General features: G+C 65.1%; 9 protein-coding genes and 1 pseudogene. 4 read left to right on the plus strand and 6 right to left on the minus strand.

Annotated elements, in window-relative coordinates:
* On the plus strand, positions 1 to 623 hold a 623-nt coding region (locus tag AB0J29_RS36655; RefSeq protein ID WP_364795840.1), incomplete at its 5' end, for a site-specific integrase.
* Between the two features lie 299 nt (positions 624 to 922).
* On the opposite strand, the gene AB0J29_RS36660 is transcribed toward AB0J29_RS36655, so the two are convergent.
* Positions 923 to 1,522 carry a TetR/AcrR family transcriptional regulator gene (locus tag AB0J29_RS36660; RefSeq protein WP_364795843.1) on the minus strand — a complete coding sequence of 200 codons (600 nt, stop codon included), beginning with the start codon at positions 1,520 to 1,522 and terminating at the stop codon, positions 923 to 925.
* Positions 1,523 to 1,604: 82 nt separating this feature from the next.
* On the opposite strand from AB0J29_RS36660, the gene AB0J29_RS36665 reads away from it, so the two are divergent.
* Positions 1,605 to 2,498, plus strand: a complete 894-nt coding sequence (locus tag AB0J29_RS36665) for an oxidoreductase (protein ID WP_364795845.1) — start codon at positions 1,605 to 1,607, stop codon at positions 2,496 to 2,498.
* Entirely contained in the window at positions 2,495 to 3,418 is a 924-nt protein-coding gene (locus AB0J29_RS36670) for an SDR family NAD(P)-dependent oxidoreductase (protein WP_364795848.1), read from the plus strand. The genes AB0J29_RS36665 and AB0J29_RS36670 overlap by 4 nt, the downstream gene beginning before the upstream one ends.
* Positions 3,419 to 3,779: 361 nt before the next feature.
* On the opposite strand, the gene AB0J29_RS36675 is transcribed toward AB0J29_RS36670, so the two are convergent.
* The 5 genes and pseudogenes from AB0J29_RS36675 to AB0J29_RS36695 form a co-directional block, all read right to left on the minus strand.
* The gene (locus AB0J29_RS36675) at positions 3,780 to 4,511 is read right to left on the minus strand and encodes an amidohydrolase family protein (protein WP_364795851.1); all 732 of its coding nucleotides are present in this window, start codon (positions 4,509 to 4,511) and stop codon (positions 3,780 to 3,782) included.
* A 250-nt stretch (positions 4,512 to 4,761) separates the two neighbouring features.
* Positions 4,762 to 5,082 (minus strand): annotated as a pseudogene (locus AB0J29_RS36680) (hypothetical protein); the annotation flags it as partial.
* Between the two features lie 83 nt (positions 5,083 to 5,165).
* The gene (locus AB0J29_RS36685) at positions 5,166 to 5,342 is read right to left on the minus strand and encodes a PLP-dependent transferase (RefSeq protein WP_364795853.1); all 177 of its coding nucleotides are present in this window, start codon (positions 5,340 to 5,342) and stop codon (positions 5,166 to 5,168) included.
* 214 nt (positions 5,343 to 5,556) lie between these two features.
* On the minus strand, positions 5,557 to 6,579 hold the full coding sequence (locus AB0J29_RS36690) for a methyltransferase (RefSeq protein WP_364795856.1): 1,023 nt from the start codon (positions 6,577 to 6,579) through the stop codon (positions 5,557 to 5,559).
* 107 nt (positions 6,580 to 6,686) lie between these two features.
* Positions 6,687 to 7,712, minus strand: coding sequence for a helix-turn-helix domain-containing protein (locus AB0J29_RS36695; protein WP_364795859.1), 1,026 nt, complete (start codon positions 7,710 to 7,712; stop codon positions 6,687 to 6,689).
* A gap of 245 nt (positions 7,713 to 7,957) precedes the next feature.
* On the opposite strand from AB0J29_RS36695, the gene AB0J29_RS36700 reads away from it, so the two are divergent.
* Entirely contained in the window at positions 7,958 to 8,830 is an 873-nt protein-coding gene (locus tag AB0J29_RS36700) for an SDR family NAD(P)-dependent oxidoreductase (RefSeq protein WP_364795861.1), read from the plus strand.
* Positions 8,831 to 9,068: the final 238 nt, after the last annotated feature.

Here is a 9,068-nt window from a genome sequence, read left to right on the forward strand (position 1 = left end):
CCCGATCCAACCGGCGTGCACTGCCCGAAGACATCCTCACCGAGATCAACCACGTCGCCGCCACCACCGGCAACGACCCCGAACTCGACACCCTGCTGCCACGCCTACACACCGAAACCGCCTGCCGCCGCGGCGGTGCCCTGGCCTTGCGTCCCCAAGATCTCGATCCCGTACAGTCGGTGATCCTCCTACGGGAAAAGGGCGGCACCCAACAATGGCAGCCGGTCTCCCCCACACTGATGCGCGCTCTGTGCCGCCACGCCCAACAGCGCGCAGCCGCACCGAACGAACAACTACTCCGTGCACGCAACGGCAAACCCATCACTCGCCGTCGCTACAACTACCTGTTCGAACGCCTCGGCCGACATCTACCCTGGGTCATCACCCACGGCATCTCCATCCACTGGCTACGCCACACCACAACCACCTGGGTCGAACGCCGCTACGGCGGCGCGACCGCACGCGAGTTCGCCCGCCACGCCCTCGGCAACGCCGGACCCACCGGCATCTACACCACCGCAACAATCAACGAAGTCGCCTCCGCTCTCGCCCACCTCACCGGGGAACCCCACCCCCTCGCCACAACGGACACACAGGCAGACAAGAACCCTAGGACGACATAAAGGGAGTCAGGCAGACGGTCTGCCCCGAGGCCGGCGATAGCCACCGGGACGAACCCTTCGACGTAGGTCCACAGCGAATGCCGGTCCTCGGGGCCGCTAGACCTCGATCTATACGCTCGATAAGCGGCAGAAGAGTGCGTTGCGTCCGCCCCATTAGGGCTAGGGCACCACGGACCGACAGCCCGTTCCGCGCACCGATGACCGAGGGCGAGCCACCGCATTGACGGTGGGCAACAGCGAGCTGGCCGCGCGGGTGGGGCTCTCGTCACCGCGCCTGCCGCGCCGCGCGAGCGACAGGATCAATCGATGATGGACAGAGTTCGCTCCAGCACGTCGGTGAACGAATCCGAATCGTCTTCAAGCCACGCCTGCTGCGCAACCATCAGGCACCCGAACGCGGCTGCCGTTAACACGCGCGGCGCGGGATCGTTGGCTGCAATAGGCTGGCCGGCCTTCTCGGCACGCTCTCGAAGCGTCGCCACAACAGACTTCTGCACTTGATACTGGCGCTCCAGGTAGCCCGCGAGAAGGACGGGCGTCTCGTAGATCAATCGTTGCAGGGGTGCGGTGACGACATCCCTGCCCTCCGAATCAATATGCGGCACTAGAAGTTTGAGCATCGCGCACAGCGATTCCCAGGTTGGCTCGCCGACCGGTCGGGTTCGTAGTCCGGCCAGCATTGCACCGGCGAGCGCGTCGAACTTTCCGAGGACCAGATCCTCTTTGGTTTCGAAGTAGCGGAACACGCTCCGCTTCGACATGCCGACAGCCGCTGCAACGTCGTCGATCGTTGTTCCCTCGTAGCCCTGCTCGACGAAGAGTGAGGCGGCTGACTCTGCAATCTCCCACTGCACGGCGCTGCGCGTGCGCTCTCGGAGGCCGGGGCTGCGATCGATCATGACTTGAGCGTAATCCTTGCGCAGATTTGGCGTTAGGTGCTAATTTTGGCACTCAGTGACAACATTGACAAGGGGTGCAGTGATGCAGCGAGTCGCATTAGTAACCGGAGCCTCCTCCGGTATCGGAGCTGCAACCGCGCAGCGCTTGAGGGCTGCTGGCTTTGTGGTCTACGCCGCCGCACGCCGGGTGGAGCGCATGTCATCGCTCGAAGACGCTGGCATCGAGGTGCTGAGCCTTGATCTGACCGACGAGGCCTCCGTTGTGGCGGCCGCCCACACGATTGTCGAGAAGTCCGGCCGCCTCGACGTCCTCGTCAACAACGCCGGCTACGGATCGTATGGCGCCATCGAGAGCACGCCGATCCAGGAAGCGCGCAACCAGTTCGAGGTCAATGTCTTCGGTCTGGCCCGCCTCACGCAGCTCGTGCTTCCGCAGATGCGAGAACAGCACGGCGGCACGATCATCAACGTCAGCTCCATGGGCGGCAAGCTCGTGGCACCGCTGGGCGGCTGGTATCACGCAAGTAAGTACGCAGTCGAGGCTCTCAGCGACGCGCTGCGAATCGAGACAGCACCGTTCGGCATCCGCGTCGTCGTGGTCGAGCCCGGGTCGATCCGCACGCAGTGGGGCGCCATCGCGGCTGAACATGTACGGAGCTCGGCGCACTCGGGCCCGTACGAAGGTATGGCCGACCAGGTGGCTGAGAACCTCGCCGCAAGCTCCGAGCCCAGCGCACGTACTGCATCCGATCCCGACGTCGTCGCACAGGCGATCGCGCGCATCGCGCAAACGGAACGTCCGCGAACTCGCTACCGCGTCGGACTCGGCGCCACGCCCATGGTGTTCCTGCGATGGCTGCTTCCCGACCGCGCGTTCGACTCCCTCGTTCGTCGTGCCTTCGGCGTCCATCGCCTGACCGCACCGCAGCGACCAGCTCAACAGCAAGACATCCCTATTCGAGAGGACCACCTGTGACGAGCGACCACTGGGACCCCAAGGACTTGCCGACGCAGGAAGGCAAGACATTCGTCGTGACCGGCGGCAACGCCGGAATCGGCTACTTCATCAGCGAGCAGCTCGCCGAAGCCGGTGCCCGCATCATCCTCGCCTCACGTTCCGAGCAGAAGGCTGAAATCGCCGCAGCGTCGATTCGCACGTTCGCGCCCGGAACGATAGTCGACTTCGTGCGTCTGGACCTCACATCGTTGGCATCGATTCATGATGCCGCCGACGCGATCCGGAAATACGGCCCCATCGACGGGCTCATCAACAACGCAGGCGTGACCACCGGCGGACGCAAGCGGGAGATCACTCGCGACGGGATGGAACTCGTTATGGGCGCCAACGCATTCGGACCATTCGCGCTGTCCGCGCTCACGCTTTCGACGCTCGCCCCACATGGCCGGATCGTCAGTCAGGCGAGTCAAGCAACCCAGGTGGTAAAGCTCGATCCTTCGAACCTGCAAAGCGAACAGGGAAAGTTCAACTTCTTCCGCGCCTACGGATACTCCAAACACTCCGTGCTCGCATTCGCGTTCGAACTACAACGCAGATTGACCGCCGCGGCGAGCACGATCGAATCGCTCCTAGCGCACCCCGGCATCGCGATCGACCTGAAGTCGCCCCGCCGCCCCGGCATCATCGACAAACGCAAACCTTACGACTACCTCTCGGCGCTCTACGCCCAAGGCAAGGATCGCGGCGCGTGGACTGCGGTGCGCGCCGCGACCGACCCGAACGCGAAGGGCGGCGACTACTACGGACCCCGAGGCCGCGTTGCGGGCCGTGCCGTCCGGATCGAGGCCGCCGCGTCCAGCGCCAGCGAGGAGTTCGGCCAGGAGTTCTGGCGCCAGGCGGAGAGCGCGACCGGAGTCAAGTTCGATTTTGGCGATTGACGACTCCTTCTGCCGGGAGGTAGGGGCGTATGCAGCAGGATGAGCTTCAGGGCCCGGATAGCGTGGCGCGCCGGAGCCTGACGTTGCAGCATCGCAGCCGACTCGCGGGCCTGGAATGTCTTGCACGATGGAGTAATCCTGTTGTCCTGCACGGTTGTTCGCGGCTGGATACGTTGTGACCCCACCTGATGAGGAGGGTCATGGGCACGACGCTGGACGAACTCGAAGCAAAGATCGCCCCATCTTCGACAAGAGAAAGGCGCTCGAGGAAGAGGCCGCTAACAGCAGTGACGAGATCGGCGGGAACGGACAGACTCTTCGTGTTGGTTGGGCTGAACTCGCCGCGACAGCGAGGCAGTCCCTATTCCGTATCTGGTTGCGGATCCCAGGTGCCGTTGAGCTGAACACCGGCGGCTGCGGCGATCCGGTCGCGGGATTCGAGGAGGCGGTTACGCAGCATCGGCAGATCCGCCTCGAGGAGTTTGCCGTCGCATTTGACCACTCGTCCGGCGACCAAGACGGTGTCGACGAGGCCGGGGTGGCCTGCGCTGACGATGGTTCCGACCGGGTCGGTGACCGGGAAGACGGTCGGGTCGTCGGTGCGCAGCAGGATGATGTCGGCGCTCTTGCCCGGGGTGAGGCTGCCGGTGCGGGCGGCGAGTCCGCAGGAGGCGGCGGCGTCGATAGTGGTGAACTGCAACAGGTCTCGTGCCAGCAAGCCGCCGTCGAGGCCGCGTTGTGCGGCGAACGCGGCACGCATCACGGTGAACATGTCCCCGCTCACGGAGGGCACGACATCGATCGACAGGGTCGGGCGCAGGCCCGCAGCGAGGGCGCGGCCGGTCATCGGTGCACCGAAGCCCATTTTCAGTTCGACGTCGGGGCTGATCGAGATGGAACTGCCGGCGTCGGCGAGCACGCGCAGCTCGTCGTCGCTGATCCCGTTGGCGTGCACGAAGGTGGTGGTCTCGCTCAGCAGTCCGTGCTCGTGCAGGTCGGCGACGGGGCGCTGGGTGCCGTCGGAGACGATGTGCAGGCTGGTGCGCAGGCCGAGCTCCGCGGCCAGCTTCAGCTCGCGGGCGGTGGTGTCCATGCCGATGTCCTCGGGGCCACGCAGCCCCCAGGCCATGGTGACCAGCGCGTCGTCGGCGGCCAGTTCGGCACGAACGCGGCGGATGTCCTCGTCGACGGAGGTCGGGGCGGCCCATCCCGCGCCGAGGCAGAAGATCGACCGGCCGGGGGGTGTCGCGCAGGGCGGCGATCGCGGCGTCTTCGTGGTCGTGTCCTTGGGCGACGTGGTACCAGTCGAGCATGGTGGTGATCCCGGAATGCAGAGCTTCCAGTCGTCCGAGCCGGGTGGCGATGTAGACGTCTTCGGGCTGGTAATGGGCTTTGACTGTGCGGTGCATGGCGGTTGTCCACTGGGGGAAGGTCCAATCCGCGCCGACGCCCCGGAACGCGGTCTGCCAGTTGTGGCGGTGATTGTCGATGAGTCCGGGCATGACGATCCGGTCGGAGGCGTCGATCACCTGAGCGTCGGGCGCGTCGATGTGCTCGGCGACCGCGACGATGACACCGTCCTCAATCAGCACATCGCCGTGGTCGAGGTCGCCGATGGCCGGGTTCATGCTGATGACGGTGCCGCCTGACATCAGCGTCTTCATGCAGAGCTCCTTCTCCTTGGATCGCTCGGGATCGAAAGTTATTGGGGGAAGTTGGTATTCAGGATGTTTCGCTGCAGAGGCGGTCAGTCGGCCGCGGTGAGGGCACCGTCGGCTGCGGCGAGGACGTCGGCGACCAGGTCGGTGGTGTCTTCGATTCCCGTGGCGAGCCGGATCAGGCCGGGCGGGACCGCGGCGCTGATCTGGTCGTCGCTGAGCATGCCGCGCCACATCGACGCCGGGTGCACCGCAAGCGATTCCACGCTGAACGACGAGCGTCGTTTGTGTCCGAGCCATCCAGGGTCATCGAGGTCCGACACACTGCGGGAAGGCGGTCGGTGTAGCGAGACAGCCGCGCCGTGCTCGAGGCGGCCAGAGTCTCATGGCAGGAGATCGACACTGGACCTCGCCGACAATGCGACTCGGCGCGAACTCGCCGGACCGTGGCGGGTTCGCGCTGGTCGAGGACCACTCCGCTCAGCGGCTCAGCGTCGCCTCGATAATCGAGTACGGGCTCGGCGTGGGCACGGTCCGGTCGACGGTGAACCCGCCGGCGTTCAGCAGGCTCTCGTACTCCACGGCGGTCCGTTCCCGGCCCGAGGTTATCCCGAGCATGGTCAGGTCGATCATCTTCGTCATGTGCGCAACATCGCCCTCAGGCACGATCCCTTCCAGGATCAGCAGGCGCGCACCGGGTTTCGCAGCGGCCGCGATCGAACCGAGGATACGCAGCGCGGACGCGTCATCCCAGTCGTGCAGAACGTAGGACAGGATGTAGACATCGGCCCGAGGTACCTCGGCGAAGAAGTCCCCGCCGAGGGCCACGACGCGGTCGGCGACCCCGGTCTCGCGGATGCGTTTCTCGGCCGTGGGCACTACCGTGGGCTGGTCGAAGACGATGCCCCGGCGCCCCGATTCACCGGCCAGCAGGGTGTGCAATACCGAGCCGTCCGCCCCGCCGATGTCGGCTACCACCTCCCCTTCGGGCAGCTGGTAGCCGTCGAACATCCCGGTCCGTAGGGCCCCGGTGACCTCGGCCATCGCCCGGCTCAGCAGTGCGGCACGATCCGGATCTGCGGCGATCCAGTTGAAGAACGGCTCGCCGAGATGGTACGTCGCGGCCGTCTCGCCGGTCCGTGCCGTGCGCAGCAGTTCGGCGAACGGACGGTAATGCGTCTCCATCCAGAAGTGCGCCACCGCGTGCAGCGACTGCGGATGCCGGCGGGACAGCACCGCGCCGAGTTCGGTGGTGTGCACCAGTTCGCCCTCGGTGCGGAACACCCCGAGCGGGGCGAGGGTCCGGATCAGACGTCGGAGGGAAGGCGGATGCGCGCCGGTCCGGCGGGCCAGTTCAACGTGGCTGAGCGGTCCGTCGTCGAGCACGGTCGCCACGTCGAGCTTGGCAATGACGTACAGCGCTTGCGACACCTGGAACCCAGCCAGCATCTGCGTCATCACGGTGGTGGGCCCGGGGAGCATCTCGGTGCTCTCAGCGGTCACGCTCTCTCCCGTCTCTTCTTGTTGTCTTCCGTATCGCCGGAAGATAAGCGACCGTTGTGCTCAACCCCCGGTACCAACGCGTCTCGCCGTCGGTAGTTCGGTCGATCTCACCCCGGCCGGCCCACGTGATCGTCCGAGCGGTTCGACTCATGTCGACGATCACGGGCGAACTGGGCGGGAGTTTGGCCGTACCGCTTCTTGAAAGCGCGGATGAAGTGACTGCTGTCCGCGAACTGAAAGTAAGCGGCAAGTTCCGAGACGTGCGGTCCGCCGCGCGGTACGGCCAGCTCGCGCCGGGCCTGTTCCAGACGGCTGTCACGGATGTATACGGCCATCGACCCGCCATCCGCGGCGAAGGCCCGGTGCAGCGTCCGCACCGAGACGTTGAGTTGGCGAGCCAGCCTGGCCGGGGAGAGATCAGGATCGGTGAGGTGCTGGTCCGCGAGGGTTTTCGCCGCATTGGCCAACGCGGACGCCAATTGCGGTTCACTATCGTCGATCGATTGGCGCAGAACGCCTTTCAGCAGCTCCACGAGAGCGCTGTGTGCGCTCTGGATACCGGCTGGCATGAGGTCGCCGATCGTTGCGGCGACCATGTTTGCGTGGGCCGTCAGCACGCGCATCTCGGCAGAGCCGGCCGAGCCGACGAGATACGAATTTCCGAGCAGGGGCCGCACATGCGAGGCGGGCAGGATCAGCGCCTTGACCTTTGCCCGCGACGCCGCTTCGAACGATGACTGCCCGACATGCCTGATGACGAACTGCCCGGCCGAGGCGGTTACTCGACTGCCATCACTCGGGCGCTCATAGCTCCATTTACCGCGCTGCACGACGTGCAGCAGCACCCAGTCACTGTCTGGATCGAGCGCGCCGTCGAGGGTGCCGAAGATCGACTCACCGTAAACGTCTACAAGCGCCGCATCGTGCACCTTGTAGGCGCGAATGGTGGCCCGGAATTCCCCGGTCCCATCCGCCCCGAAGGGCGGCAGCGGGTACGGTTCGCCGATCTGTTCGTCCCACTCGCGCTGGAAGATGCCGAAGTTGTCCCGCCGAGAGTTCGCGTCGGTGACGTCCGTGCTGAATACCTTTTGCTCTCCAGCGCTACCCGCTTCGACGTGATCGTTGTCTTTCATCCCACTCGACCCACTCACGCATGTCCGGTCCGTGCGGTCGGGCGTTTCATCTTCTCGCCTGCATCGACGCGCTTCCTGTCACAACCCCCCGACATCGCGCGTATGGCACGGATATTCCATCGAGATGACACGACGGCACAAGCCTGGCTGGTGCCGATCCGCTTAGGTTAAGAGTAGCCGCTGCCGGCGGTCTGCGCGGGACACCGTGCCGCGCCACGACCCGTACTTACAGGAGGTGGCCAGTCATGAACAACGACCTCGAGATGCGACACTTGACCGATCACACGCTAGTGGTGACAGGGGCAAGCTCAGGAATCGGCGCCGCGGCAGCCCGGCGCTTCCGGCAACTGGGGGCCACCGTAGCAGTGGTCGGCCGATCGCCGGGGCGAACTGCCGCCGTCGCCGCCGAAATCGGCGCCGATCCCCACCTCGTCGATTTCAGTCGCCTGGACGATGTGCGGCGCTTGGCCGACGAACTGCTCGCCCGCTATCCCCGAATCGACGTGCTGGCCAACAACGCCGGCGGCCTGTTCTTCTCCCGCAAGACAACTCCCGACGGCCACGAAATGACTTTCCAAGTCAACTACCTGGCCCCATTCCTGCTGACAAATCTCTTGCTCGATCGACTTGCCGAGGCCCCACAGGGAGCGCGGGTCATCAACACTGTCAGTGCCTTTTATCGCAAAGGACGCCTGGATCTCGACGATCTCGACCGGACCCGCGGTCGGTACAGCACCATGCAGGCCTATTATTCGGCCAAGCTCGCTACCGTCATATTCACCCTGGAACTTTCCCGTCGCATGCACGGAAGCAACGTGGTCGCATCCGCATTCCATCCCGGCATCGTTGCCAGCGACATCTACCGGGACAAGGCCATCATCCGTATCCTCGCCGCATCGCCGCTGGGCAAAATCATGCAGTCCACGCCCGAACAGGGCGCCGAACCACTGCTCTACCTAGCCACGACGCCGGATCCGGCCACAGTCGATGGCGCCTTCTTCCACCGTTCGAGCCGGGCGGAACTCGAGAATGCGCAGGCAGGCGATCCGGACCTGGCAGCGCGCCTGTATCAACGCTCGGCGGAGCTGGCGGGCCTGTTGTCCGCATCCCGTGAATGAACGCCTTTGCATTCCTTTGAGGTCAAACGATTCACGAGTCACATCCAGCCCGAAGAACCAGCATCACCCTGCCGGCCAGCCCCAGGCCAGCCACCCGGAGCATTTTCTGGGCGATTCCTCGAGGACCCATGCCGGTGTTGTGTCACGGTCCGGTCAGAATAGGACGTCGGCGAGGCGTTTGACGTCGTCGATGTCATCGGTGCCGGTGTTGAAGACGATGTCGGTGGCCCCGATATCG

It is taken from the genome of Nocardia sp. NPDC049707 (genome assembly GCF_040674855.1).
Taxonomy (GTDB): Bacteria; Actinomycetota; Actinomycetes; order Mycobacteriales; family Mycobacteriaceae; genus Nocardia.

Coding starts and splice junctions, on each gene's coding strand:
- AB0J29_RS36660 (WP_364795843.1), bottom strand. CDS start 1,522: ATGATCGATCGCAGCCCCGGCCTCCGAGAGCGCACGCGCAGCGCCGTG.
- AB0J29_RS36665 (WP_364795845.1), top strand. CDS start 1,605: ATGCAGCGAGTCGCATTAGTAACCGGAGCCTCCTCCGGTATCGGAGCT.
- AB0J29_RS36675 (WP_364795851.1), bottom strand. CDS start 4,511: ATGGACACCACCGCCCGCGAGCTGAAGCTGGCCGCGGAGCTCGGCCTG.
- AB0J29_RS36695 (WP_364795859.1), bottom strand. CDS start 7,712: ATGAAAGACAACGATCACGTCGAAGCGGGTAGCGCTGGAGAGCAAAAG.
- AB0J29_RS36700 (WP_364795861.1), top strand. CDS start 7,958: ATGAACAACGACCTCGAGATGCGACACTTGACCGATCACACGCTAGTG.